This window comes from Cupriavidus sp. FW216-B1 (genome assembly GCF_058789195.1).
Genome location: NZ_JBYTEL010000007.1, coordinates 171,305 through 195,199 on the forward strand (window position 1 = coordinate 171,305; position 23,895 = coordinate 195,199).

21 protein-coding genes are annotated in these 23,895 nt (G+C 69.0%); 3 read left to right on the plus strand and 18 right to left on the minus strand.

Features of this window, described 5'->3' with window-relative positions; all coding sequences use genetic code 11:
• Position 1: 1 nt before the first annotated feature.
• From AC3WXD_RS17280 to AC3WXD_RS17320, 9 genes are all read right to left on the minus strand, one after another.
• A complete protein-coding gene (locus tag AC3WXD_RS17280) occupies positions 2-2,254 on the minus strand; it encodes an O-linked N-acetylglucosamine transferase, SPINDLY family protein (protein WP_492324266.1) in 2,253 nt (750 codons plus the stop codon).
• Between the two features lie 232 nt (positions 2,255-2,486).
• The gene (locus AC3WXD_RS17285) at positions 2,487-2,798 is read right to left on the minus strand and encodes an EscU/YscU/HrcU family type III secretion system export apparatus switch protein (RefSeq protein ID WP_059412393.1); all 312 of its coding nucleotides are present in this window, start codon (positions 2,796-2,798) and stop codon (positions 2,487-2,489) included.
• Positions 2,799-2,806: 8 nt separating this feature from the next.
• A complete protein-coding gene (fliK, locus tag AC3WXD_RS17290; RefSeq protein ID WP_492324267.1) occupies positions 2,807-4,138 on the minus strand; it encodes a flagellar hook-length control protein FliK in 1,332 nt (443 codons plus the stop codon).
• Between the two features lie 9 nt (positions 4,139-4,147).
• Complete coding sequence (locus tag AC3WXD_RS17295) at positions 4,148-4,489, minus strand: flagellar protein FliT (protein ID WP_020205897.1); 342 nt, start codon at positions 4,487-4,489, stop codon at positions 4,148-4,150.
• Position 4,490: 1 nt separating this feature from the next.
• Positions 4,491-4,937 carry a flagellar export chaperone FliS gene (gene fliS / locus AC3WXD_RS17300; RefSeq protein WP_020205898.1) on the minus strand — a complete coding sequence of 149 codons (447 nt, stop codon included), beginning with the start codon at positions 4,935-4,937 and terminating at the stop codon, positions 4,491-4,493.
• A gap of 46 nt (positions 4,938-4,983) precedes the next feature.
• A complete protein-coding gene (gene fliD, locus AC3WXD_RS17305; RefSeq protein ID WP_020205899.1) occupies positions 4,984-6,411 on the minus strand; it encodes a flagellar filament capping protein FliD in 1,428 nt (475 codons plus the stop codon).
• A 47-nt stretch (positions 6,412-6,458) separates the two neighbouring features.
• The gene (locus AC3WXD_RS17310) at positions 6,459-6,842 is read right to left on the minus strand and encodes a flagellar protein FlaG (RefSeq protein WP_059412395.1); all 384 of its coding nucleotides are present in this window, start codon (positions 6,840-6,842) and stop codon (positions 6,459-6,461) included.
• Positions 6,843-6,980: 138 nt separating this feature from the next.
• Positions 6,981-8,306, minus strand: a complete 1,326-nt coding sequence (locus AC3WXD_RS17315; protein WP_059412396.1) for a FliC/FljB family flagellin — start codon at positions 8,304-8,306, stop codon at positions 6,981-6,983.
• A gap of 214 nt (positions 8,307-8,520) precedes the next feature.
• Complete coding sequence (locus AC3WXD_RS17320; RefSeq protein ID WP_029044221.1) at positions 8,521-8,844, minus strand: RNA chaperone Hfq; 324 nt, start codon at positions 8,842-8,844, stop codon at positions 8,521-8,523.
• Between the two features lie 956 nt (positions 8,845-9,800).
• Between AC3WXD_RS17320 and AC3WXD_RS17325 the strand changes: the two genes are divergently transcribed.
• The gene (locus tag AC3WXD_RS17325) at positions 9,801-11,858 is read left to right on the plus strand and encodes a methyl-accepting chemotaxis protein (protein WP_492324268.1); all 2,058 of its coding nucleotides are present in this window, start codon (positions 9,801-9,803) and stop codon (positions 11,856-11,858) included.
• A 468-nt stretch (positions 11,859-12,326) separates the two neighbouring features.
• The gene (locus tag AC3WXD_RS17330; protein ID WP_020202415.1) at positions 12,327-13,811 is read left to right on the plus strand and encodes an MDR family MFS transporter; all 1,485 of its coding nucleotides are present in this window, start codon (positions 12,327-12,329) and stop codon (positions 13,809-13,811) included.
• Positions 13,812-13,822: 11 nt separating this feature from the next.
• Here the strand turns inward: AC3WXD_RS17330 and AC3WXD_RS17335 are convergent, their stop codons facing one another.
• The 7 genes from AC3WXD_RS17335 to AC3WXD_RS17365 form a co-directional block, all read right to left on the minus strand.
• Positions 13,823-14,194, minus strand: a complete 372-nt coding sequence (locus tag AC3WXD_RS17335) for a DUF190 domain-containing protein (RefSeq protein ID WP_020202414.1) — start codon at positions 14,192-14,194, stop codon at positions 13,823-13,825.
• Positions 14,195-14,283: 89 nt separating this feature from the next.
• Entirely contained in the window at positions 14,284-14,988 is a 705-nt protein-coding gene (locus AC3WXD_RS17340) for an FMN-dependent NADH-azoreductase (protein ID WP_492324337.1), read from the minus strand.
• Positions 14,988-15,440, minus strand: a complete 453-nt coding sequence (locus tag AC3WXD_RS17345; RefSeq protein WP_492324269.1) for a GNAT family N-acetyltransferase — start codon at positions 15,438-15,440, stop codon at positions 14,988-14,990. Before AC3WXD_RS17345 ends, AC3WXD_RS17340 begins: the two co-directional genes overlap by 1 nt.
• Before the next feature lie 123 nt (positions 15,441-15,563).
• On the minus strand, positions 15,564-16,541 hold the full coding sequence (locus tag AC3WXD_RS17350; RefSeq protein ID WP_492324270.1) for an oxygenase MpaB family protein: 978 nt from the start codon (positions 16,539-16,541) through the stop codon (positions 15,564-15,566).
• 63 nt (positions 16,542-16,604) lie between these two features.
• A complete protein-coding gene (locus AC3WXD_RS17355) occupies positions 16,605-17,627 on the minus strand; it encodes a cytochrome d ubiquinol oxidase subunit II (RefSeq protein WP_059412400.1) in 1,023 nt (340 codons plus the stop codon).
• Positions 17,624-19,012, minus strand: coding sequence for a cytochrome ubiquinol oxidase subunit I (locus AC3WXD_RS17360; protein WP_492324271.1), 1,389 nt, complete (start codon positions 19,010-19,012; stop codon positions 17,624-17,626). The genes AC3WXD_RS17355 and AC3WXD_RS17360 overlap by 4 nt, the downstream gene beginning before the upstream one ends.
• A 4-nt stretch (positions 19,013-19,016) precedes the next feature.
• Positions 19,017-19,637: a GbsR/MarR family transcriptional regulator gene (locus AC3WXD_RS17365; RefSeq protein ID WP_059412402.1), complete on the minus strand. Its 621-nt coding sequence runs from the start codon at positions 19,635-19,637 to the stop codon at positions 19,017-19,019.
• A gap of 333 nt (positions 19,638-19,970) precedes the next feature.
• Here AC3WXD_RS17365 and AC3WXD_RS17370 point away from each other — a divergent pair, with 333 nt between their 5' ends.
• On the plus strand, positions 19,971-21,926 hold the full coding sequence (locus AC3WXD_RS17370) for a hypothetical protein (RefSeq protein WP_492324272.1): 1,956 nt from the start codon (positions 19,971-19,973) through the stop codon (positions 21,924-21,926).
• A 425-nt stretch (positions 21,927-22,351) separates the two neighbouring features.
• On the opposite strand, the gene AC3WXD_RS17375 is transcribed toward AC3WXD_RS17370, so the two are convergent.
• Together AC3WXD_RS17375 and AC3WXD_RS17380 are read right to left on the minus strand one after the other, a co-directional pair.
• Positions 22,352-22,837: a hypothetical protein gene (locus AC3WXD_RS17375; RefSeq protein ID WP_492324273.1), complete on the minus strand. Its 486-nt coding sequence runs from the start codon at positions 22,835-22,837 to the stop codon at positions 22,352-22,354.
• Between the two features lie 267 nt (positions 22,838-23,104).
• The gene (locus AC3WXD_RS17380) at positions 23,105-23,809 is read right to left on the minus strand and encodes an FCD domain-containing protein (RefSeq protein WP_492324274.1); all 705 of its coding nucleotides are present in this window, start codon (positions 23,807-23,809) and stop codon (positions 23,105-23,107) included.
• Between the last annotated feature and the right edge of the window lie 86 nt (positions 23,810-23,895).

Sequence of the window (23,895 nt, forward strand, 5' to 3'; positions counted from 1 at the left end):
CTCAGGCGGGCGCGTGTTCGGTGGTGGTGGCGGACGGCTGCGCCGGCACGACTTCGATGCCGAGCACGTCGAACACCGTGGGCACGGCCTGCTGCCCGAGATAGTCCAGGCTCATGCCGAACTGCTGCTGCAGGAAGTCGGCCAGCACGGTCTTGTCGTAGCCGCATTCGTCCATGCGCGCGCTCAGCAGGCGGTACAGCGGCACGTGGTAGGCGCGCAGGCCGACGCTTTCCATCAGCAGGTCGATGGCGGCCTCCTTGTTGCCGCCGCGGTATTCCATCTCGGCCAGCACGTAGGGCACCAGCCAGTGCTTGCTCCACTTGGCGCTCAGGTTTTCCAGCAGGCTGCGGGTCTCGCCGAAGCGCCCGGCCTCGAGCAGGCCGGCGATGGCCACCACGATCTCGCCCATGCCGTGCCAGGCGCCGGCGAAGAACATGCCGTCGTGCTGGGCGGCGGGCGCCGGACCGCGCAGCCCCCGCGGGTCGACCAGCGCCGCCAGCTCGGTCTCGAGCCAGCGCGCGAAGCCGGCGCCGTCGGCCACCGGGCTTTGCTCGAAGCGCTGGCGGATGCCCAGGCGCAGCGCGTTGAGCCCGTCGACGTCGCCGGCCAGCGTGGTGGCGGCGTCGACGTAGGCGTCCTTGTCGGCGCAGATCAGCCCGTCGAGGCCGAGCGCCTTGAGGAACGTGGCCGAGATGCGCGCGTGGTAGGCGTTGCCGGCCAGCGTGACCACCGGCACGCCCATCCACAGCGCGTCGCAGGTGGTGGTGCCGCCGGTCAGCGGCGCGGTGTCCAGCACGATGTCGATGTCGTGGTAGGTCAGGTACTGGTTGGCGCTGGCGCGCGGCACGCAGGTCACGCGCTGCGGGTCGATGCCGGCCTGCGCCAGGCGCGCGAGCAGCGGCGCGCGCACCGATTCCTGGTCGATCTCGCGCAGCTCCAGCAGCAGCCTGCTGCCGGGGCAGCGCGCCAGCACCGCGGCCCACAGGGCCAGCGTGCGCGCGGTGATCTTGCCGAGGTTGTTGCACGAGCCGAAGGTGACGAAGCCGTTGCGCAGCGCGGGCGTCTCGCGCACGCGGTACTTGGGCGAGTAGACCGACAGCGGGTCCTGCACCAGCGGCGCGTACACGTAGGAGACCTGCGGCGCGCGCAGCAGCGTCTCGGTGTAGTGCGACTCGAAGCCGGCCGGGTCGCAGGTCCAGTCGCTGATGCGGTAGCGGATGGCCTCCATGCCGGTGCTGCCGGGGTAGCCCAGCCAGGTCATCTGCACCGGCGCCAGGCCGTGCGCCATGTGCTGCAGCGGCGAATTGCCGGTATGGCCGCCGAGGTCCATCAGCACGTCGAGCTGCTCGGCGCGCACGGTGTCGATGAGCTGCTCGCGCGACATGCCCGCGAGCGGCACGAAGCGGTTGGCGTTCAGGCGGATCTTGTCGGTGACGTGGTCGCTGACCGGGTTCAGCGACAGCGCCACCACCTCCACGCGGCTGCGGTCGAGGTTGGCCAGCAGCGGCAGGATGAAATAGGCGCAGGCATGGCGCAGCAGGTCGTTCGACAGCAGGCCGAGGCGGATCGGCGCGCCGGGGCGCTGCGGCCGCGCCGGCTGAGGGCGCAGCAGGGGGGCGAGCTGGCGGCCGAAGGCCTTGGCCTCGCGCAGCAGGTCCTGCGCGGTGGTGGCCTGGTCGAACAGCATCACGAACAGCAGGTTGGCGCGGATCGCGGCGTCGCGCGGCGACAGTTGCACCGCGCGGCGCAGGGCCACGATGGCGGCGTCCATCTCGCCGGTTTCCTTGAGCGCGCTGGCGTAGTTGGCGTAGGCCACCGGCTCGTGCGGATCGAGCGCGAGGGCCTTCTGCGCGGCGTCGCGCGCGCCGGCGTACTCGCGCAGTTCCGCCAGCAGGGCGCCGTAGTTGATCCAGCCGTGGATCTGGCCCGGGGCCAGCTCGATGCAGCGCTCCAGCCAGGCGCGCGCGCGCGCGTGGTCGCCGTTGCGCATGGCGATGGCGCCGCCCAGCGCCATCAGGCGCGTGTGCTCGGGGAATTCCCGCAGCGCCTGGTCGATGACCTCGCCGGCGCGGATGGTGTCGTGCAGCCCCAGGTAGGCCGCGGCCTGCCAGTAGCGGATCTCGGCCTGCCGGCCCAGCAGCTTCTCGGCCTTGTCGGCCTGCGCCAGGGATTCGCGGAACTTCCCCGCTTCATAGAGCGTCTGGGCCCTGGCGATCGGCGGCGGCAAGGTGGGAGCGTGCTGGGGTCGTTTCATCGTGAGTGGATTTCCAGGCATGCCGGAGCTGGCATTCCGATCGCCCACGACGCCTCGCGCGTACAGGAGAAATGACAATATCCGACGCCCTCAACCGTATCAGGGCGGCGTTTTCTTCAGAGGCGGGAATACAAGGCCAAAACGGGGCCAATTCATGGCCTGTGGCGGTGGCTGGCGGCGCGCCGGGGGCGCTCGCGGCCGGGGTGTGCCGGATCGGGCGCCGGCGCGCGGCTCAGGCGCCGCGGGCCGGCTTCGCGCCGGCCGCGCCTTCGCCGGCGGCGGCCTTTTCGAGCTGGTACAGCCAGGCCAGCAGCTCGGCCACGGCCACGTACAACTGCGGCGGGATGTGCGAGTCCAGGTCGACCTGCATCAGCAGCGTCACCAGCGCGGGGGAGTTGTGCACGTACACGCCGCTCTCGCGGGCGCGCGCGATGATGGCGTCGGCGATCTCGCCGTAGCCCTTGGCCACCACGCGCGGGCTGCCGTCGCGGCCTTCTTCGTAGGCCAGCGCGACCGCGCTGCCGCGCGCGTCGTCCTGCGGCATGGGCTGGTTCAAGGCAGGTTCTCCCCGGGCGAGAGGATGCCGTTGACGGCCAGCGCGGACAGATCGAGGCCGGTGGCGGCCAGCCGCTCCTGCAGCTGCGCGCGGGCCGCGTGCAGGCGGTTGACCGAGTCGGGCGCGGCCAGGCGCGCCTCGATGCGGTTGCCGGCCACGCTCAGGCGCGCCTCGACGGTGCCCAGGTGCGGGAACTGGAGCACCAGCTTGGTCGACCACGGCGCGCGCGCCGGGTCGGGCGCCTGGCCGTGGCCGCCCGCGTGGCGCTCCTCGGTCTCGCGGCGGATCTGCCAGTCCAGCGGCGTGCCGGGCCAGGCCTCGCCGATCCAGCGGAATTGCTGCGTGGCCAGGGTGTCGAGCTGCTGGCGCACCAGCGCGGCGGCGTCCGGGTGGACCGCCGGGCCGGCGGCCGGGGTGGCCGAGGCCGCGCCCAGGCGGGCGTCGCCGCCGCGGCCATCGGCCACGGCACCGTCGGCGTCCACGTGGCGCGCCTGCGGCAGCGGGGCGGAGGCGGCCTGGTAGGCCTGCGTGGCCTGCTGCGCGAGATGGGCCGACGGCCCCTGCGGGACCGGCAGGCCGGACGTGGCCGGCGGCGCGCTGGATTGCGCGGCATGGCTGGCCGCGGTGGCCGCGTTGGCGGCGGGGGGCGGCGCGTCGTCGGCGGGCGCCTGGGTGTCCGGCTGGGCCACGATGGCGACCGTGGCCGCGGCCACCGCGCGGGCGTCCGCCGCGGCGGCCTGGGCCGCCGTGGGCGGCGCCACGGGGGCCGGCTGGTAGGTCAGCTGCAGGACCGGCGCGCCGTCGTCGGCGCCGGGCGCGGGGGCGCTGGCGGGCGCGGCCGGGCCGGGGCCGAGCGCGGCCTGCGGCTCGCGCATCAGGGCGTCGAGCGGCTGCGTGCCGTTGACCCACTGGCCCAGGTGCGATTCATAGAACAGGCCGCTTTGCCCGACCTGCTGCGCCAGCGCCGCGGCCAGCGCGCCGGTGCTGCCGGGCGCCGGCGTGCTGGGCAGCAGCGGGGCCGCGCCGCGCAGCGGGGCCGGCTCGGTGCCTTCGAGGATGTCCAGGATGACGCGCGCGGCCGAGCTGAAGGTCTCGCGCGCGGAGGCCGGCGCGGCGCCGTCGGCGGGGTTCGGCGTGCCGCCGGTGACTATGCCGGGGCGGTTCTGCTGCACCGTGGCGCCGCTGTCGGCCGGCGCCACCGTCTCGGTGACGGCGCCGGCGGGCATCAGCGCGGCCAGCTTGGCCACGCTCAGCGCGGACTTGAGTCCCTGCGGGTCCGTGTTGCGCAGCGCCAGCGCGGGATCTGGCGGAAGATGGATGCCGACCATTCGGCGCGATCAGTAACGGGCGTCGGCGCCGTAGGCGTGATGCAGTTCCTGGCGGCGGCGCGAGTTGTTGAGCAGGTGGCCGAGCCGTTCGATCTGGGGCATCACCAGGTTGCGGATGGCGGCATCCTGCGACAGGATGGTCTCCAGCATCTGGTAGCGGTAGCGGCGCTCCTGCGGCGACAGCAGCACCACGTCGTCGTTGTTGCGCAGCACGTTGACCTGCGCCACGTAGCGCGCCTGCAGGGCGCTCAGCGCATCCCAGTCGCCGGCGCGGGCAGCCTCGCACATCTGGCCGGAGAGGACCAGCAAGGCTTCATAGCAGGCGATCAGGTGGTTCTTTTGCGTGAGCATGTCAAGCACCGATGGAGACGGCGTCCCTGGGGCGCAGCAATTGATGCTCCGGCTCGGGCTCGCGCGCGGGGTCGATCTGGCCCCAGGCCGCCGAGATGTCGGCCAGCAGCTTGTCCACTTCGAGCAGGCGCGCGTCGTCGTTGTGCAGGTTGGCGAGCATGAGCTGGCGCGCCATGTATTCGTAGAGGGAGTCGAGATTGGCCGCGAGCTCCTCGCCCGCCGTATGGTCGAGCGAGGCGCGCAGGCCGCTTTCGATGATCTCGATGGCCTTGGAGATGGCCATGCCCTTGTCGGCGACCTTGCCCGCTTCCATGTGGAAGCGGGCGCGGGCGATCGACGCGCGCGCGCCGTCGAACAGCATGACGATGAGCCGGTGCGGCGAGGCGCTCATGGCCCCGGTCTGGACGCCTACGTTGGCGTAGGCATTGGCGGCGGTGCGTGCGTACATGACGATCCCTGGGTTTGAAGCTGTGTCGGCAATGATCCCGGCGCGTTCAGTTCGACGACGTTCCGTTCATCGAGGCGAACTGCTGCGTCAGGTAGTTCTTGGTGGACGTCATCTGCGCCATGATGGTGTCGAGCTGCTGGAACTGGGCGCGGTATTGTGCCATCGTCGCGTCGATCTGGTTCGACATGTTGGTGTAGTCGTCGCCCAGCGACTTGAGCTGCGTGTTGACGCCGGCGGTGGCGGTGGTGAGCACGCCGTTGGTGGCGGTGAAGCTGGCGGCCAGGCTGGAGAGCTGGTTGCCGTAGCCGGACTTGCCGTCGCTGCCGCTGAACAGCTGCTGCACGCCGGCGCGGTTGCTGGTCAGCGCCGCGTTCAGCTTGGAGGTGTCCAGCGACATGCTGCCGTCCGCGTTGAAGCCGATGCCGACCTGCGTCAGGTTGATGGCGTTGCTGCCGGTCGGCGCCGTGTTGAACACGCCGCGCAGCTGGCTCTCGATGGTGCGCACGGTGCTGTCGCCGAGCAGGGTGCCGGCGGTCTTGGTGTCGGCGTCGTAGCTGTCGAGCTTGGCCACGGTGCTCTGCAGCGTGTTGTAGGCGGTGACGAAGCTCTGCACGGCGCCCGCCATCGACGAGGTGTCGGTGCTCACGCCGACGTTGCTGGCGCCCAGCGAGGTCAGCGTCATGGTCACGCCCGGCACCGCGCCCTGCACGGTGTTGCTGGCGCTGGTGATGGCCAGGCCGTTGACGGTCAGCTTGGCGTCGACCGCCTTGATGTTCTCCGTCATCGACTTGGTGCCGGCCGGATCGTAGGCCAGCAGGCCGCTGATCGTGGACGGGTCGCCGCTGCCGTTGCTGCCCACCGAGATGCGCATGCTGGACTTGGCGCCGGTGGTGTTGGAGGTCAGCACGATGTGGTACGGCGTGCCGCTGCCGTCGTTGACGATGCTGGCCGTGACGCCGGCGTTCGATGCGTTGATCGCGTCGCGGATGCCGGTGAGCGTGTTGTTGGTACCGTTGATGTTGATCGTGGTCGGCGTGCCGCTGCCCGGCGTGAAGGTGCCGTCGGCGGCGGTGGTGCCGAGTTCGATCTTGATGCTGGCGCTGCCCAGCAGCTGGCCGGTGGCGTCGGTGATGCCGTTCGACACCAGCGTCTGCGAGGTGGCGAGCTGGCTCACGTTGACGGCGTAGTTGCCGGCCACCGCGGTCTTGTCCGCGCTGGTGGTCAGCACGCCGGTGTTGCTCGACGAGGTGGTGGTGCTGTTGTACAGGCTGGCGGCGCCGAGCGCGGCGGCGGCATTCTGGAACGAGGCCAGCGCGCCCTGCAGCAGGCCGTAGGCGGACAGCTTGGTGGTGGCCGCGGTCTGCGCGTCCGTGATCGGCTGCAGCTTGGTTTCCTCCCCCGACTGCAGGTTGGTCAGAAGGGTGCTGAGGTCCAGTCCGGAACCAACGCCAATCGACGAAATCGGTGTGCTCATGATTTGCTGCCTGTGTTGTCTTGTTCGAGGGAGAGACTGCGGGCCGCCTATGCGGTCTGGTGGATCAGCAGGCCTTGCAGCCTGTCGATGGCGCGCGTGATGCGCAGGACTTCTTCGGAGGGAAACTGGCGGATGGTGTCGCCGGTGGACTTGTCCACCACCGTGGTCACGATCTGGTGCGTGTCGCCGTCGATGCTGAAGCGCACTTCCACCGGCGTGGCGCGCAGCGCCTCGGTCAGGCTGGTGAGCGCGCTGGCCAGTTCCTTCGAGCTTTCGGCGTGCGCCTTGTCGCCCGGCGCCTTGCCCGCCGCGATGGCGCCCGGCAGGCTCCCGGCCGGCACGCCTGCCTGGGCCGCAGGTGCCGCAGCGAGAGGGGTGGCGGGCAACGGCGCGGCGGGCAACTTGGCTAGCTGTTCGGTCGGGCTGATCATGGTCTGTCTCTCGCAAGGGACGGTCGGAGCGGGTGGCTCCGGTGGAAACGCTTTCAGAGCGGAGACCGCTCTGGAAGCATTCCCGGCGGCGCCGGGCCCGAAGGTCCGGCGCCGCCAGGGGTGCGGCTACTGTTGCGATTAACGCAGCAGCGACAGCACGTTCTGCGTGGTCTGGTTGGCCTGGGCCAGCACAGCGGTACCAGCTTGTTGCAGGATCTGGGCGCGCGACATGTTCGACACTTCCGTGGCGTAGTCGGCGTCCTGGATGCGCGAGCGCGAAGCGGACAGGTTGGTCACGGTCGAGCCCAGGTTCGAGATCACCGAGTTGAAGCGGTTCTGCACGGCACCCAGGGAGCTGCGCAGCTTGTCCACGGTAGCCAGGGCCTTGTCGATCGTGTCGAGCGGGTTGGAGCTGCCCACGCCGGTGAATTCGGTGGTGGCGGTGGTGGCACCCTTGGTGCTCAGTTCGATCTGCGTGGCGTTGGAGATCGTGGTGGTGGTCGAGCCGCCGTTGGCCAGCGCGCCTTGACCGGCTGCGTCCAGGGCGTAGTTCTTGCCGCCTTGGGTCACGTAGGCCACGGCTGCGCCGGCGGAGTCGGCACCGACCTTGACCAGCTGGGCGGCGATGCTGCTGCCGGTGTTGCCGTTGGCGGCGTCGCCGACGCTGATGTCGGCGGTGTTCAGCGTGACAGCGCCCGAAGCCGCGTCAACCGAAGCGGCGTAGTAGTCGCTGCCGAACTTGACGACGTAGTTGGAGGTGGCGTTGCCGGCCGTGTCCAGCACGTTGCTCAGTTGCAGGTCCTTGGCGTTGACGGTGCTGCCGGTGGCGGTCGACAGCGAGGTGGCGGCGGCGCTCAGGTCCACGGCGTTCGGAGCCGAACCCGTGCCGGCCACGACGGTCGTGATCGGGGCGCTGGTGGCCAGGGAGTTCTTGGCAACCGTGAAGCCGGTCATGCCCAGGGTGGTGGTGCTGATTTCCTTCAGGTCGATCGAGATGGTCTGACCGTCTTGCGCGCCGACTTGCACCTTCAGCGACGAAGCAGCCGACGACAGCACCTTGACGCCGTTGAAGTCGGTTTGTTGCGACGTGCGGTCGATTTCAGCCAGACGCTGGGTGATTTCGTCCTGGATCGATTGCAGGTCCGAAGCGGAGTTGGAGCCCGTTGCGGCTTGCACGGCCAGGGTACGGATGGCTTGCAGGTTGTTGTTGACTTCGGTCAGCGCGCCTTCGGTGGTTTGCGACAGCGAGATGCCGTCGTTGGCGTTGCGCTGGGCTTGACCCAGGCCGTTGATGTTGGCGGTGAAACGGTTGGCGATCGCCTGGCCCGCTGCGTCGTCCTTGGCGCTGTTGATACGCAGGCCCGAAGACAGACGCTGAATCGCGCTGTTCAGCGACGATTGCGACGAATTCAGGTTGTTCTGCGTCATCAGGGACAACGTGTTGGTATTGATGACCATCGACATGGTACGACTCCTATTCTTTTACAGTGAGTTGTGCAATCCGGCTGTTGCCGCAACGTTGGCTGCCTGGCAATGCAGGGCGAGAAGTGCCACCGTTGTTTGGGTTATCGGTTGGGGCCGGGAAAGATTTAGAGTGACTTTTGCGATGGGCTCAAACTGTCCTGCATATTTGGCGGTGCTATTAGTAAACAGCATGGTGGGCGCGCGGAACCGGTCGTCAGCGCCGCTTGCGCGTGCGCGGGACGTACGGGCTGACGAACTCCGGCGAGCTCTCCGCGCCCGGCACGCTGGCCTGGGCTTCGGGCGCATGGGCCGGCGTGATGACGGCGATGGCGTGCTTGTAGACGACCTGGGGCAGCGGATCGCCGGCGTCCTCCGCGAGCAATACCATATAGTTGTCCGCGGCCACGATCACGCCATGCAGGCGGGTACCGCTGGACAGGTGCACGACCACGGGCTTCCGGCTCGCGCTATGGGTGGACAACTGCTGGTGCTGCAGTCTGCGGCTAGGGCGGTCCACCCTGATTTCCTTCTTGTTCACAACTTCTCCGGAAGAGCCCGCGCGGGTTCTGTCGGCTGGCAGGGATTCGATGGCCAGGCCTGGGCAACTGGGGTGTGACGCACTGCGGAGCGCGGACTGCGGCCTGGCCTTGGCGGAACCGGGAATGAAACATCCGCTCCCGGGACCGGCCAGGGGGCTGGCGGCACGGAGCGCGGCCAGCCGCGGCTGGTACGCGGGAGACGGGTCCGATGATACCGCCCCGCCACCGGTGGCGAGTGCCGCCGCCGGAAGAGAAGGGGAAGACTTCAGGCGCGAGGGTAACAAAATTTTACAAATGTGGACGGTTGGGAGAGCGCACCTGGCCTAGAGGTAAACCTCTAAAAAATCGATTGCATCACAGTGGCCGAATGTGGATTCATGCACACTTGTGTGGCAAATCCCAATGCTGTCCGACCGCAGCCCCAAGGTGCAACATGAGGTCTGCGGGCTGCCGCGCAGCCCTGGCTTGTTCCGGCCGAGGTTCCTCGCGCCGCCCCGATACCATCGATATGGCGTGGCCGGCACTTTTATATCAGAGGTTTCCCTGATAGAAATTGGATTTACACCTCATGTAAGCAGGTTTATATTCGCTATTGGACCTTTCGGTTCCTAGCAGTCCTGGAAAGCCTACGAGCACCCCGCGCGTGGGCTTCTTTTTTTGCGCGCCCGCCTGGGTGCCACCGGATGTCGCCGGCAGCGGCCGGCGGCGGCGCCCCCCCCCGCGTGCGTGCCGTCATTAGACGACAGGACGCCCGCTGTCAATTCCCCGAATTGCCCCGCTTTTTCCCTGCATATCTCCGCTAACCGGCGCGTTTTTGCCTTATTTCAACAAACCGCGGAAATATCCTCAAGCTTGCCCGGTGCGTGCCGTTAAGGCTGCGATGCGGCGTCGGTCCGGAGGTTCGTCCGGCACCAGGGTGCCGCCCGCGATGAAAAAGCAAAAAAGGAGCCGGGAAATGCGTTGGTTGCGAAACTTTGGCATTGGGGCGCGCCTGACCGTGGCGTTTTCGGTCGTGGCGCTGCTGCTGGTTGCGGTGGCCGTGCTGGGGGCGATGTCCCTACGCACCATGAACGAATCGATGCGCCTGACGGTGGAAGGGCGGATGTTCCGCGTGATGGAGATCGAGCGCGTCAAGCAGGACGCGCTGTGGGTCGGCATCCTGGCGCGCGACGCCACCCTCAACGAGGATCCGGTCGCGGTGCGGCGCAACGCCGAGAAGATCGGCGCGCTGCGCGAGGACATGAGCACCGCGCTGGATGCGCTCGGCAAGTGGATGGCCAAGGCTTCCTCGCCGGCGGCGCAGGAAAACTACACGCGCCTGATCGAGGCGCGCGACGTCTACAACGGCCAGCTCGACACGGTGCTGCGCCAGCTGCAGAACGGCGAGTTCGACGGCGCCCGCAGCGCGATGGTAGCCACGCTGCCGGCGGCCCAGGCGCCTTATTTCGACAAGCTGACCGAGCTGGCCGAAACCGGGCGCAAGGTGGCCGTGGCCTCGGTGGACGAAGCCAACGCCAGCTATGAGATGGCGCGCAACCTGCTGGTGGGGCTGGCCGCGGTCGCGGTGGCGCTGGCGGCGGCGCTGGGCCTCGGCATCACGCGCTCGATCACCGGCCCGGCGCGCCAGGCGCTCGACGCCGCCCAGGCGCTCGCGCAGGGCAACCTGACCTACGCCATCAAGACGCGCAGCAACGATGAAATGGGCCGCATGCTGGGCGCGCTGGAGCGGGCCTTCGGCCAGCTCGCGGCGCTCGTGCACGGCATCCAGGGCGCGTCGCGCTCGATCGACGGCGCCACCCGCGAGATCGCCAGCGGCAACACCAACCTGTCCCAGCGCACCGAGGAACAGGCCGCGTCGCTCGAGCAGACCGCGGCCTCGATGGAGCAGCTTACCTCCACGGTCCGGCAGAACGCGGTCAATGCGCGCCACGCCAACGAACTCGCGGTGAGCGCCTCGGGCGTGGCCACCGAGGGCGGGCGCGCGGTGCGCGGCGTGGTCGAGACCATGCAGAACATCTCGCAGTCGTCGGCCAAGGTGGCCGAGATCGTCGGCGTGATCGAGGGCATCGCCTTCCAGACCAACATCCTGGCGCTCAACGCGGCGGTGGAAGCCGCCCGCGCCGGCGAGCAGGGCCGCGGCTTCAGCGTGGTGGCGGCCGAGGTGCGCAGCCTGGCGCAGCGCTCGGCGTCGGCGGCCAAGGAAATCGGCCAGCTCATCAACGGCTCGGTGGGGCAGGTGGCGCATGGCGCGAAACAGGTCGAGGACGCCGGCCGCACGATGGACGACATCGTCGGCGCGGTCAAGCGCGTGACCGACATCATGGGCGAGATCGCCGCAGCGAGCGAAGAACAGTCCTCCGGCATCGAGCAGGTCAACCGCGCCATCACCCAGATGGAAAGCGTGACGCAGCAGAACGCGGCGCTGGTGGAAGAAGCCGCCGCCGCGGCCGAGAGCCTGCAGCAGCAGGCCGCCGGCCTGGTGAGCGAGGTGTCGCGCTTCCAGGTGACGCAGGAGCAGACCGGCGCGGCGCGTCCGGCGCCGGCGCGCGCGCCGGTTGCCGCCGCGTCCGCCGCCGCCGCCGTGAAGGCGCGGCAGCCCGCGGCGCGTGCCCCGGCGGCACGTGCCCCGGCCGCGCGCCCGGCGGCCACCCGCGCCAACAGCCCCGCGCCGCTGCGCGCGGTGGCGTCCGCGCCGGCTCCCGCGGCCCCGGCCGAGGCGCCGCGCGCGGCGCCCGCCGTCCGCGCGTCCGCGCCGGCCAAGACCCTGGCCACTCCCGCAGCCCCGGCCAGGTCCGCCGCGCCGCTGGCCGCCGTGGGCGGCACGCGCGCGCCGGTGCTGCCGAGCAAGGCCCGCGCGCCGGTGGTGCGCCTGGGACGCGAGCCGGTGCTGTCGTCCAAGTCGCTGCCCGCGCGCCCGGCCAAGGCCGCCGCGCCGGCCCCGGCGCGGCGCGCGCCGCGCGCGGTGCCCGCCGGCAATCTGGCGGTGGCCAACGGCGACTGGGAATCCTTCTGACGCGGGCGCGGTGCCGCCCGCGAAGACAGGCGGGCGCGGCACCGAAGGGGCGCCGGGTGATGGCGGCGCAGTGGCGCGATGGCGGTGAAAGCGGGCTGAAAGGCCAATGAAAGCGCGCTGAAAGGGCCGCCGGAAAACATCGGGCAGCCACCGGAAAGCCGCCGGAAATCAGCCCGAAAAGGGCGCTGCAAGGCGGCGGGCTTCGGCCTACAATATGCCCCTTGTATACAAAAAACAGCGATGTGCGAGGCCCCCCAGCCTGCCAATCGTTGTCCTTTTTCCGCGTTTCCCTCCTCCCGCCCGCCCATGCCCGCCGCCTCCCAGACGTCGTTCCCGCCGGTTTCCGCCTTGCCTTCTTCTTCTTCCCCTGCCGCATCGGCGGCGGCCTCCGCCGCGCCGCCCGCGCAGGGCGCGGCCCGGCCGCCCGGCGGCGGCGCCGCGCCGCTCGCCACGCCGCCGGTGCCCGTCATGCAGGTCATCTTCGGCATCATGCTGGCGATGTTCCTGGGCGCGCTGGAGCAGTCCATCGTGGCCGTGGTGCTGCCCGAGATCGCGCTACAGCTCAACGGCTTCGAGGTGATGGCGTGGGTGGTGTCGGCCTACCTGGTGGCCTCCACCGTGGTCACGCCGATCTACGGCAAGCTGTCCGACCTGCTCGGGCGGCGCTCGGTGCTGTCCTTCGCCATCGTGCTGTTCTTCCTGGCCTCGGTGGCGTGCGCGCTGGCGCAGACCATGCCGCAACTGATCGTCGCGCGCATCCTGCAGGGCCTCGGCGGCGGCGGGCTGATCTCGGTCTCGCAGGCCACCATCGCGGATGTTGTGCCGCTGCGCGACCGCGGTCGCTACCAGGGCTACGTGAGCGGCGTGTGGGCCGTGGCCAGCATGGCCGGCCCGGTGATCGGCGGCTACCTGGCGCACTACCTGTCGTGGCGCTGGATCTTCTGGATCAACCTGCCGCTGGCCGCGCTCGCGCTGGTGGTGGTGCGCCGCGCGCTCAAGCACCTGCCCGCGGGCGGGCGCCGCCACCGCATCGACTACCTCGGCGCGCTGCTGTTCGGCGGCGGCCTGACCGGCGTGCTGGTGTTCCTCACGCGCCTGGGCCAGGGCCAGTCGCCGCTGGCGCCGCAGACGCTGGCCCTGCTGGTGGCCGGGCTGGCCGGGCTGGCGCTGTTCGTCTGGCAGGAAGGCCGCGTGGCCGATCCGATGATCCCGCTGGGCATGCTGCGCGTGCCGACCGTGACCATCTGCTGCATCACGCTGTTCCTGTGCTTCTTCCAGCTGATCGCCATGTCGGTGCTGCTGCCGCTGCGCTTCCAGGTGGTGGGCGGCGCGCAGGCCGACAGCGCGGCGCTGCGGCTGGTGCCGCTGACGCTGGCGATCCCGTTCGGCGCCTTCATCGCCGGGCGCACCATGTCCTGGAGCGGGCGCTACAAGCCGCTGCAGCTGGCGGGCTCGCTGGTCGCGCCGCTGGCTATCGTGGTACTGGCCTTCGTCGAGCCGCATGCGGTGGCGCTCACCGCGCTGGTGATGGTGGTGCTGGGCGTGTCGATCGGGCTGCAACTGCCCAGCGGGCTGGTGGCGACGCAGAACGCGGTGCCGCCCCAGCAGGTCGGCGTGGCCACCGCGCTGACGGCGTTCTCGCGCATGCTGGGCGGCGCGGTGGGCGTGGCGGTGCTGACCACGGTCCTGATCGGGCTGCTGCGCCACGGCGGCATGGGCGTGTCCGACCTGGGCGGCGGCGAGGACGTGCTGATGAGCATGTTCCACCGCGCGATGGTGGGCGGCGACGCGGCCGACGCGGGCGCGGTGCGCGCCGCCGCGGAAACCGCGTTCCGCGTGCTGTTCCTCTTCAGCGCGGCGGTGTCGCTGGTGGCGCCGTTCCTGGTGGCGCGCCTGCCCGAGACGACCCTGCGCGGCAGCAAGGCCCCCACGGTGGCCGCCAGCCTCGACTGACGGCGGCGGCGTCAGGGGGCGGGCGGTCCCTGACCCTGACCTTCACACTGCCCCTGCCCCGCGGGCGCCCCTTTGCCGAGGAAGCCGAACTCCACCGGCGTGCTGGCATAGAACACCTGCACGTCTTCCTCCGCCAGCCGCGCGAACAGGCGCGCCACCTCCTCGCCGGTGGCGATCACGGTGATCTCTTCCGGCCGGTCGGCCAGCTCCAGGAAATGCCAGCTATGGAAGCGGCGGTCGTGGCCGATGCCCTCGGCCGCCACCAGGTGGGTGGCGCCGCGGATATGCAGTTCGCGCAGGACCTGCAGCAGCCAGTGCGACAACTGCTTGCCGTGGTGGCGGCGGTTTTCTATGGTGAACAACGTGAGTTGGAAGCCTTGCATGGCAGCCTCCCATGCGCCCCGCGGCGCCAGGCGCGTGCCGCGCCCGCGGCATGGACGCCCGCATCCGGGCAAGGGTGCCTGACTGAAGTCTAGGCCAGCCGCGATGGCATCTCGCCGGTCTCCGTCGCCGCGCTTTTCGGCCACGGCATGCCGCGCAGCCGTGCCATCTCGCCGGCGATCTGCCGGCGTGCGGTGGCCATCGCCCCGGCCACCGCGGCATCGCCGCCGACCAGTCCCTGCAGCAGCACGAAGGTCACGTCATGGATGCCGATGGTGGCAAGCACGTGGCGCACGTAGGGCGTGAGGAAATCGGGTTGGCGCGCGCGCTCGCCGGCGTGGAAGCCGCCCGAGCCGACCAGCACGAAGGTTGGCCGGTCCCGCAGCAGCCCGACCTTGCCGGCCGGCGTCGCGGCGAAGGTGCGGTGGATGCGCAGCACGTGGTCGATCCACAGTTTCAGCGAGGCCGGCACGGTGAAGTTGTGCATCGGCGTGCTGATCACCAGCAGGTCGGTCTGCTCGAGTTCGCCGATCAGGCGCTCGGACCAGCCGAACGCGGCGGCCAGGGTGGCGGCGTCGGCCGCGCCCGGCGTGCCCGGCGGCGGCGAGGTGATCGCGCTGGCATAGGCCTGGCCGATCGCCGGCAAGGGCTCGGCCAGCAGGTCGCGCCGCACCAGGCGGAAATCCCGGTTTGCCTCGCCGTCCGGGCCGCGCAGCCCGGCGATCATTTCCTCCGCCAGCCGGCTGGCGTGGCTGGCCGCGCCGTGCGGGCTGCCGTTGACGTGCAGGACCCGCATCATGACGGCGCTCCCGGCGCCAGCGGCGCGACGAAATGCAGGCCGCGCGCCAGCAGGCCCTGGCGGAAATAGAAGCGCTGCGCCAGCGCCATGTGCAGGCCGGTATCGAGCACGAAATGCGCGCAGCCCAGCGCCACAGCCTGCGCGCGCGCGGCCTCCAGCAGTTGCGCGCCCAACCCGCCGCGCTGCAGGGCGGCGCTCACCACGAGGTCGTCGACGTAGACGAACCTGCCGTAGATCAGGTTTTCCTGCAGGCGGTAGCCGGCCAGCCCGAGCACCGTGTCGTGCCGGCAGGCGGCGAGGAGGCGGTAGCCCTGCGCGTGCTGGCGCCGCACCTGGCTGGCGAAGGCCGGCGCGCTGTCCAGGTGGGGGCGCAGTTCTTTCATGACCGGGAAGGCGGCCAGCAAGTCCTGCCGGCTTTCCAGGTGCCTGAATTCGATGGGTGCGTGCATGCGGGTCGTGTGCCTGTCGCGGTTCGCGGGAGCACCCAATGTAGCGCCGCGGCGGCATATCCCGCAGAGCCAAGAAATGGAAAAGCGACTAGGCCATGCCGCGCCCGCGGCGGACGGCCAGGATCAGGAAACGGGCGCCACCGGCGCCGCCGGCGCCGGCTTCCCGGCGCGCCGGCGCGCGCGCGCCGCCAGCCCGCTGCCGAGCGCCCAGCGCAGCGTCGGCGCCAGCATGCGCATGCCCGCCAGCGACACCGGCAGGCGCAGCGCGGCCGCGCCGTGCAGGCCAAGCTCGCGCTGGGCCCAGCGCGGCAGCAGCGCGATGCCGGCATCGCCCATGATGCGCACGGCCGGCACCAGCAGCGGACTGGCGACCGGCATGGCCATCACCAGCCGCACCACTTCGTGGGTGCGCTCGCTGACCACCAGCTCGGGGCGCAGGCGTTCGAGGTAGGCGGCCACGGCGGCGGCGCTGTCGGGCACTTCCGTGGCGCCGAGCAGGCGCGCGATCTGCGCCACCTCGGCGTAATAGCGGTCCTGGTCGGCCGCCGGCAGCGGGCCCACGTAGCGCAGGTAGGCGCCGAGAAAGCTCGACACCTCGGCCACGTGGACCCAGGTCAGCAGCGCCGGGTCGTCGGCCGCGTAGGGGCGCCCGTCGGGCGCGATGCCCCTGACCGTGGTGTGGATGCGCCTGACGCGCTCGATCAGCGCCAGCGCGTCGGCGCGGCTGCCGTAGGTGGTGCCGGCGATGAACTGCGCGGTGCGGCCCAGGCGGCCCTGCATGTCGGTGCGGAAGGTGGAGTGGTCCCACACCCCGGCCAGCGCCAGCGGGTGCAGCGTCTGCAGCAGCAGCGCGCTGACGCCGCCGGCCAGCATCGCCGGGAAATCCGCGTGCACGCGCCAGCAGACCGCGTCCGGGCCGAACAGGCCGGGATCGCCGGGCGGGTTGTCGTAGTCGAGGCTGAGGCCGGAGTTGCTGCGCGTGAGCCCGCGCACCTGCGCGCCGGCGCCGGCGCGCAGGCGGTCGAGCAGGCGCCGCGGCAGCGGGGCGGGCGGCGGGGAGGCGGGTGGCGTGCCGGGTTGCTGGCCTTGCGAGCCGTTCATGGGGCGGTCTGTACCTTGGTCGGTGCGAGTATGGGTGCGGCCGCCCGCCGGGCCTCGCTGGCCTCAGTAGTAATGCAGGTCGGTCGCCTTGCCCCAGAATACACGGTAGGCGTACAGCGTGTAACCCAGGATGGTCGGCAGCACCACCGCCGCGCCGGCCAGGATCACGCCCAGCGATTCCGGCGCGCTCGCCGCCTGCCAGACGTCGATCTTGTCCACTACCAGATACGGGAACAGGCTGTAGGCCAGGCCATTGAACGCCATCAGGAAGATCACCGCGGTGCCGGCGAAGGGCACCCAGCACCAGCGGTCGTTGCCGCGTTCGAGCATGGCCGGCATGCGCCGTAGCAGCCGGTCGAGGATCACGAACAGCGCCACCGTCACCAGCGGGATCGGCGCCAGCAGGATGATGTTCGGCAGCGAGAACCACTTGTCGAAGATGCGCTGGCTCACCAGCGGCGTCACCACCGAGATCAGCGTCACGCCGGTGCCGGTCAGCCACAGGCTGCGCCTTGCCCAGTACACCGCGCGGCGCTGCAGCGCGCCTTCGGTCTTCATGATCAGCCAGCCCGCGCCCAGCAGGCAGTAGCCGGCCACCAGGCACAGCCCCACCACCACCGCGAAGACGATGTCCGGCCAGTCGTGGCGAAAGCCGGTGACGTACAGTCCCAGCATCAGCCCCTGCGAGAAGCCGGCCAGCAGCGAGCCCGCGTAGAACGCGCGGTTCCACCACGGCTTGTGGTGCGCGCGCGCCTTGACGCGGAAGTCGAACGCCACGCCGCGGATGATGAGTCCGGCCAGCATCAGCGCCACCGGCAGGTAGAGCTGGGTCAGGATCATGCCGTGCGCGATCGGGAAGGCCGTGAGCAGCAGGCCCACGCCCAGCACCAGCCAGGTTTCGTTGGCGTCCCAGAACGGGCCGATCGAGGCGATCATGGTGTCCTTGTCGGCATCGCCGGCGCGGCGCAGCAGCACGCCCACGCCGAGGTCGTAGCCGTCCAGGATCACGTAGACCAGCATGGAGATGCCCATCAGGGCCAGGAACACCAGCGGCATCCAGCCGGCGGGTTGGGTCAGGTCGTTCATTGCGCGCTCCGCAGCGCGCCGGGCAGCGCGGCTTGAGGGGGTTCGATGCCGGCGGTTTCGATGCCGGGCTCGCCGGCGTCCGTGCCCGCCTTGCGCGCCAGGTAGAACACCACCGAGATGTAGGCCGCGATCAGCGCCGCGTAGAGCGCCAGGTACATCGCCAGCGTGGCGCCGATCATCGCGGCCGGCACCTTGGAGGCGGCCTGCGCCGTGGTCAGCACGCCGTACACAAGGTAAGGCTGGCGGCCGATCTCGGTGACGTACCAGCCCGCCACCAGCGCCACCCAGCCCGAAAACGTCATGGCCAGCAGCGCGCGCGCCATCCAGCGCGACGGCTGGCCCCGGCGGCGCAACTGCCAGGCCGCGCTCCACGAGACCGCCAGCATCAGCAGGCCCACGCCCACCATGATGCGAAAGGCGTAGAACAGCGGCGCCACCGGCGGGTGCTTGCCCGCGAAGGCGTCGATGCCCCTGATCTCGCCGTCCATGCTGTGCGTGAGGTAGAGCGAGGCCAGCTTCGGGATCGCGATCTCGAAATCATTGCTTTGCGTGCTCGCGTCGGGCAGCCCGAACAGCACCGCCGGCGCGCCTTTTTCCGTCTTCCAGATGCCCTCCATCGCGGCGATCTTGGCCGGCTGGTGGTGCAGCGTGTTGAGGCCGTGCAGGTCGCCCGCCACGATCTGCAGCGGGATCAGCACCGCCGCGATCACCACCCCGGTGCGCAGCGACGACAGCACCTCCGGCGCGCGGTCGCCGCGCAGCCAGCGGTAGGCCGAGATGCCCGCCAGCAGGAACGCCACCGTCAGCCCCGACGCCAGCAGCATGTGCACGAGGCGGTAGGGGAACGACGGGTTGAAGATCACCGCGATCCAGCTCGTCACGTGGGCGCGGCCATCGATCATTTCGAAGCCCGCCGGCGTCTGCATCCACGAGTTCAGCGCCAGGATCCAGAATGCCGACAGCGTGGTGCCGCCCGCCACCAGCAGCGTTGCCACGGTATGCGTGCGGTTGCTCACGCGGCGCGCGCCGAACAGCATGATGCCGAGGAAAGTGGCTTCCAGGAAGAACGCGGTCAGCACCTCGTAGGCCAGCAGCGGGCCGGCGATGTTGCCCACGGTTTCCATGTAGCCCGGCCAGTTGGTGCCGAACTGGAAGCTCATGGTGATGCCGCTGACCACGCCCAGCGCGAAGGTCAGCGCGAAGATCTTTACCCAGAAGCGATAGGCCGCCATCCAGCGGTCGTCGCCGGTCTTGTTGAAGCGCAGCTTGAAGAACAGCAGCACCCAGGTCAGCGCGATGCTGATGGTCGGAAAGAGGATGTGGAAGGTGATGTTGGTGCCGAACTGCACGCGCGCCAGCACCACCGGGTCGAGCGGGAAAGACATGCGACTACTCCTTGCGGGGACGGGCGGGCCGGGCCTTCGACTTCGTCCCGGGGGCGGGGGTCTCGGCGCGCGGCTTGCCGCCGATGGCGCTGCCGAGCTTGTCCTTCATCTCGAGCAGCCTGTTGACCTTGGCGCCCAGCTTCATCAGCTTTTCCAGCGTGGCCACGTCGAGCTTCTGGATGTCGCCGAACCAGCTCGTCACCAGCACGATCAGCCCGTACATTTCCTTCATGCGCGCCTGCGCATGGCGGTCCTCCGCGCTGGCTGGCGACTCCAGCTGGACCTCGCGCAGCATCGACAGCGTGGGGTCGATCTCGCGGCGCTTGCGCTCCTCGGCCAGCGTGCGGAAGATGGCCCAGACATCGTCCGGCGCCGAAAAATACTCGCGCCGGTCGCCCGGCTGGTGCGACAGCCGCACCAGGCTCCATGACTCCAGTTCCTTCAGGCCGATGCTGACGTTGGAGCGCGAGAACCCGAGCGCCTCGGCGATTTCGTCCGCGTTGAGCGGGCGCGAGGCGGTGAACAACAGGGCATAGATCTGCCCGACGGTGCGGTTGATTCCCCAGCGACTGCCCATTTCGCCGAAATGGAGCACGAAGCGCTGGATCAGGGGCGACAGGTGCATTGCTTGTCTTTTTTGAATTTTTAGTAAGTTGTGAAAGTTTAGTATGGAACGGCGGGGCGGAGGAGCGGTGCGGCAACGCGTCGCTGCCGCGTCTGGCGAGGGAGCGTAGTCACGTCTCAGCGCTCTTGATACCCCATCGAACTACAGACTTTCAGAGATCCTGAGTGGCGGGCATTGCATGAGTTGCTGCCCGTACCATAATCGACGGCGGGGTCATGGCGGGCCGCAACTGACGTGTAACCCCTCCACCCCGCTTCACGAGCATGGCTTGCGCGGCCCCGATTGTGTAGGATTCGGCTCACTATCGAACGAAAAAACGGCAGGGATCCAATCATGAAGGCTCGGGGAATCGAGGTGCGCTGGGTGGCCGCGCTATGCGCGGCGTTCTTGACGGCGTGTGGCGGGGACGATCCAGCCACCACCCCCACCCCGCCCACGACACCGGAGACTGCCGCGCTGGTCTCCGTCGCCGCCAACTCGAGCACGCCCACCGAGCTGCCCACGAGCGTGGTGGCGACGTTCAACGCGAAGGTATCCGCGCTGGGCGCCAGCTTCTTCAAGACCAGCGGCACCTGCGGCACGCTGCCGACCGCCACGCCGACGGTCGACGCCTCCGGCAAGATCGTCACGGTGACGCTTGCCGGCAGCCGCTGCAACGACGGCCAGACCGTGATCCTGACGCTGGACCCCAACGCGGTGACGTTCGACGGCACGGTCGGACAGAAGGGCGCGATCTGGACGCGCACGTACACCATCTCCGGCACGGCGCGCAGCGTTGGCGGCACGGTCAGCGGCCTCGCCGGGACCGTCGTCCTGCAAAACAATGGTGGCGAGACGTTGTCGACCAGCACCGACGGCACGTTCAATTTCCCGACGCTTGTCGCACAGGGCGGCGCGTATGCGGTGACCGTGGCCACCCAGCCCGCCGGGCAGACGTGTTCGGTCAGTCATGGCACCGGGACGGTCGGCGCCACGGCGGTCCAGGACGTGGCTGTCGTCTGCGCGACGAATACGCACACCGTCGGCGGCACGGCATCCGGGCTCGTGGGCACCGTGACCGTGCAGAACAATGGCGGCGATACGCTCGCCATTACCGGCAATGGCCCGTTCACGTTCCCCACCGCGATCGCCGAGGGCGGTGCGTACGCGGTCACCGTGCAGTCGCAGCCCGCCAGCCAGACCTGCACCGTGGGCAATGGCACCGGGTTGATGGGGAGCGCCGCGGTGCAGAACGTCTCGATTACCTGCGCGACGAACACCTACACCGTTGGCGGCACCGTTTCGGGGTTGTCCGGGCAGCTACAGCTGCAACTCAACGGCGCGGACACGCAGACCGTCACGGGCAATGGCACCTTCACGTTCGCCACGCCGGCTGCCGAAGGCAGCCCCTACAACGTGACGGTGCTGACCCAGCCTGCCATCCAGACATGCATGGTGGCCAATGGCAGCGGCACCCTGCCCGCGCATAACGTAACGACGGTCGGCGTGTCGTGCATCACGAATACCACCACGCTTTCGGTGGCGGCCACGGGCGTCATCCCCGTCAACGGCGGTACGGGCACGATCATGGTGACCAACATCGGATCAAATGCGGCGCCCAACGTGGCAGCACAGCTTCCGTCCGCGTGGTCGGGCGTGATGCAGGACGCCAGCAACTGCGCCATGCTGCCCTCCGGTGCAAGCTGCATGCTGCGATTCACGTCGGCGACGCCTTATGTCGCGCAGGGCGGCATCGCTGTCGCCGCGGATAACGTCGGCAGCCCCAATCCGACGACCGCGCTGGCGTTCAGTGTCGGCGGCGATCTCGTATTCGCGGTCACGAGCGCGTCCACCGCGAAGGTGGTGGGTTCGATCGACGCCGGCGCGGGCGTGTGGGGTGACATGGGGACGGCGGTCGGGGCATCCGCGCAGAGCCTGACGGATGGAGCGGGGAACACCTCGGCCATCGTCGCGTCGCTCGGCACATCGTTGACCTACGCGGCAAACCTCTGCAACGCCCGCACGTCCGGCGGCGCGCCTCCGGGGACGTGGTATCTGCCCGCGGCCTGCGAGGTCGGCGCCACCGGCAACTCGGCCAACTGCCCGGCAGGCATCGCCAATGTCGAAGACAACCTGATGCGGCTGGGTTTCGGCAATCTGACCGGTCTCTACTGGACGTCGACGGAATATTCGTCCAACCCGACCAGCTTCGCCTGGCTCATGAACTATTCGTCGAATCCCGTGACGGCCATCCTGGTGGGGAAGCCCTTCCTGGTGAACGCTCGCTGCGTGAGGTCGGTCGACTATTGATTGAGTCAGGTTTTCTCAGGCATGGCCGATGAATTGAATATAACAAGACAGGCGCCGTCCTATATCCGAAGATCAGGAAAGAATCGCTTCAGAGCTGATTGCTAAGGTGCGGTAGTTTCTTCCCTAACCGGATGGTGGACATGTCGGAGGGACGCCGCATCGCGACAGTAGCGCTATCGGGAAGCTATGCTCTTCAGTGCGACGACTGGCTGAAGCGTGGATTTGAGGAAAGCGATCGTAGTTGGTGTAGTGCAGGGAAGCTCCATCGGCCAACAGCTCGATCCGACCGTCCGGGTACTCAGTCACCTCGATGTAGCAGTGGATCAGTTGGCGGTGCTCGGGCAGGTTCTCCAGGAGGTACAGACTTTGGCATACTGCAGCGCCAGACTCTGCGCACGGGCACGCTGTTGGTCAGGCTATATGTTTCAAGGGTAGCGCTGCTGCTCAGGGGGAATATAGCGACAGCATTCCATCAATTCCTTCTCTGCGTCGCTACGTGGCATTGGTTTGACCACAACCCTAAAGGTATAGCCGACAGTTTGGTATCCAACCAATCCAACGCCATAGGCGCTTGGTTCAATCCGGAAATAGTACGACTCACCGGGAATCAGTTCGGCATCCCAATTGACGGAAGGCCAGTGTGGAATGTCAGCTGCCCACTTGAGGGCAAAAGGATGCTGACCGGCCTTGATATGAGCCCAAGTGTAGGCGTGCATGGGTGGCTCGAAGATCATCGTCCCGTCAACGGTCACATCAGGCCTCCTTGCGCGGGCAACTGTTCCAACGCGGTAAATGTAGACCGTGGCGTACCCCTCAGGCGCTGCCGGTGCGCGGCTGTAGACCGGTGCGTCGGCGGGTACAGCAGCGCAACCGGCCAGGGCGAATGTAGCAGCGAGAGCAAGCGTTTTCATTCGTATCGGACTTAGGTTATTTGTCAAAATGGGCATAAGAGCGTAGCAGGGTGCCCGGTCCGCGTGGAAGTGGCCGCGAAAGGCGATCGACTTCGACACCCCGGCCGAACGATTCCATCAGTCCGTTGCATTGACCGGTTGAATTCTCAGTCGGCCGTTGCCTCTGCCGTTTGCCGACCACGCACTGAGCGTAGCCATCAGTGCCAGCCCGACGCCGGGCATGCTCCGCGAAACCCGGCACGCGGGCCGCGCCGGCGTCTTCCGTTCTTACCGGGCGCCTTCGTGGCCCTCGTCGTCCCCGGCGTGCTCCATCGCCGCGCGTACCTTCTGCAGGCTGGCCTGCGTGTGCCGGCGCAGCAGTTCGCTGGCGCGCTCGCGCTGGCGGCCGCGGATGGCGTCGAAGATCATCCGGTGTTCCTGCAGCGAGCCGGCCAGCGTCGCCGGGTTGTGCCGGAACGAGTAGCTGCGGAAGAGATTGAGCTGCACCACCACGCGCCGGTACGCATCGTAGAGCACCGGATTGCCCGAGCCCCGGGCCAGTTCGTCGTGGAACTGGAAATTCAGCGCGGCATAGGCTTCCACGTCCAGCCGGGACACCGCGTCCTGCATGCGGTCCAGCACTTGTGAAATGGCCTCCTCGAGCGCCGCCGACATGTTGTCCGTGGCGGTCTCGCCGATCAGTCCTTCCAGCGGGATCCGCACCTGATAGAGGTACTCGGCCTGGCGCAGGTCCAGGTTGCGGACGCGCACGCCGATGTTTTTCTCGAATTCGACCAGGCCGCGCTCTTCGAGCATGCGGAACGCTTCCCGGACCGGGCCGCGCGAGATGCCCATGTCATTGGCCAGCGCCACCTCGCGCAGGGGGACGCCGGGCAGGATTTTCCCGGAAGCAATGCGCTTCTCCAGCTCTTCGTACACCAGGCCGGTCAACGATTGCGTGCGCAACACTTCAAGTGCGTTCGGCGAGTTCATGTGCATTTGGCAAGTTCAGGCGTGCATTATACCGATCTTCCGTCTAACTGCAGATTGTCAACAATATGCAATAAAGCGAGGGCATC

Coding starts and splice junctions, on each gene's coding strand:
- AC3WXD_RS17280 (WP_492324266.1), bottom strand. CDS start 2,254: ATGAAACGACCCCAGCACGCTCCCACCTTGCCGCCGCCGATCGCCAGG.
- AC3WXD_RS17285 (WP_059412393.1), bottom strand. CDS start 2,798: ATGCCGCAGGACGACGCGCGCGGCAGCGCGGTCGCGCTGGCCTACGAA.
- fliK (WP_492324267.1), bottom strand. CDS start 4,138: ATGGTCGGCATCCATCTTCCGCCAGATCCCGCGCTGGCGCTGCGCAAC.
- AC3WXD_RS17295 (WP_020205897.1), bottom strand. CDS start 4,489: ATGCTCACGCAAAAGAACCACCTGATCGCCTGCTATGAAGCCTTGCTG.
- fliS (WP_020205898.1), bottom strand. CDS start 4,937: ATGTACGCACGCACCGCCGCCAATGCCTACGCCAACGTAGGCGTCCAG.
- fliD (WP_020205899.1), bottom strand. CDS start 6,411: ATGAGCACACCGATTTCGTCGATTGGCGTTGGTTCCGGACTGGACCTC.
- AC3WXD_RS17310 (WP_059412395.1), bottom strand. CDS start 6,842: ATGATCAGCCCGACCGAACAGCTAGCCAAGTTGCCCGCCGCGCCGTTG.
- AC3WXD_RS17315 (WP_059412396.1), bottom strand. CDS start 8,306: ATGTCGATGGTCATCAATACCAACACGTTGTCCCTGATGACGCAGAAC.
- AC3WXD_RS17325 (WP_492324268.1), top strand. CDS start 9,801: ATGCGTTGGTTGCGAAACTTTGGCATTGGGGCGCGCCTGACCGTGGCG.
- AC3WXD_RS17330 (WP_020202415.1), top strand. CDS start 12,327: ATGCAGGTCATCTTCGGCATCATGCTGGCGATGTTCCTGGGCGCGCTG.
- AC3WXD_RS17335 (WP_020202414.1), bottom strand. CDS start 14,194: ATGCAAGGCTTCCAACTCACGTTGTTCACCATAGAAAACCGCCGCCAC.
- AC3WXD_RS17340 (WP_492324337.1), bottom strand. CDS start 14,988: ATGCGGGTCCTGCACGTCAACGGCAGCCCGCACGGCGCGGCCAGCCAC.
- AC3WXD_RS17345 (WP_492324269.1), bottom strand. CDS start 15,440: ATGCACGCACCCATCGAATTCAGGCACCTGGAAAGCCGGCAGGACTTG.
- AC3WXD_RS17350 (WP_492324270.1), bottom strand. CDS start 16,541: ATGAACGGCTCGCAAGGCCAGCAACCCGGCACGCCACCCGCCTCCCCG.
- AC3WXD_RS17355 (WP_059412400.1), bottom strand. CDS start 17,627: ATGAACGACCTGACCCAACCCGCCGGCTGGATGCCGCTGGTGTTCCTG.
- AC3WXD_RS17360 (WP_492324271.1), bottom strand. CDS start 19,012: ATGTCTTTCCCGCTCGACCCGGTGGTGCTGGCGCGCGTGCAGTTCGGC.
- AC3WXD_RS17365 (WP_059412402.1), bottom strand. CDS start 19,637: ATGCACCTGTCGCCCCTGATCCAGCGCTTCGTGCTCCATTTCGGCGAA.
- AC3WXD_RS17370 (WP_492324272.1), top strand. CDS start 19,971: ATGAAGGCTCGGGGAATCGAGGTGCGCTGGGTGGCCGCGCTATGCGCG.
- AC3WXD_RS17375 (WP_492324273.1), bottom strand. CDS start 22,837: ATGAAAACGCTTGCTCTCGCTGCTACATTCGCCCTGGCCGGTTGCGCT.
- AC3WXD_RS17380 (WP_492324274.1), bottom strand. CDS start 23,809: ATGAACTCGCCGAACGCACTTGAAGTGTTGCGCACGCAATCGTTGACC.